This window comes from Streptomyces polyasparticus, from assembly GCF_014493765.1.
Taxonomy (GTDB): Bacteria; Actinomycetota; Actinomycetes; order Streptomycetales; family Streptomycetaceae; genus Streptomyces; species Streptomyces polyasparticus.
The window spans coordinates 1-553 of record NZ_JACTVJ010000164.1 but is presented as its reverse complement, the minus strand read 5'-3'; the positions used below and the strand labels follow the sequence as shown (position 1 = coordinate 553).

The following is a 553-nucleotide window of genomic DNA, read 5'->3' as shown; positions in this document are numbered from 1 at the left end:
ACCATCTACCTCGCCGGACTCCACATCGCCGCCATCTTCATCTGGTCAGCAACATGATCCGAAAGAGACGACCTAAGTAGCCAACACGGTCAAGACAGCAGGCGGCCCGTGCCCTGGTCCACCTCGACCCGCGGCGCACAATTGCCGCCCGGCTGGTCCTCGCGCACCGCCCCGCGCATCCTCGCCCGCGACGGCTACCAACGCACCGCCCTGATGGTCGACGGCACCCGCTGCACCGCGACTCCCAGCTTGAAGGTCGACCACATCGCCGACCGCCACGACCACCGCGACACCAACCTGCAGACCCTCTGCCGCTGGCACCACAAACAGAAGACAGCCGCCGAGTCAGCGGCCGTACGCCGCGGCCGGCCTGCGGTCAGTCGGCTGCGGACGCCCGGTAAGCACCCGGTAACCTCGCATAGTCACGCGTCGAATATGCATCCTTGCGGCGATCTGATCGTGTGAGGGGTGGGGGAAGGGTCTGTAAAGCTAACGGTGGTTCTGGGGTTGTTGGGGTTCAGCGCCGGGCGGCGGAGAGCCGGCCGTCGAAGGT

1 protein-coding gene is annotated in these 553 nt (G+C 66.5%); it reads left to right on the top strand.

Features of this window, described 5'->3' with window-relative positions; genetic code table 11:
• The first annotated feature begins 108 nt into the window (after positions 1-108).
• Positions 109-465, top strand: a complete 357-nt coding sequence (locus H9Y04_RS45985; protein WP_187820192.1) for an HNH endonuclease — start codon at positions 109-111, stop codon at positions 463-465.
• Positions 466-553: the final 88 nt, after the last annotated feature.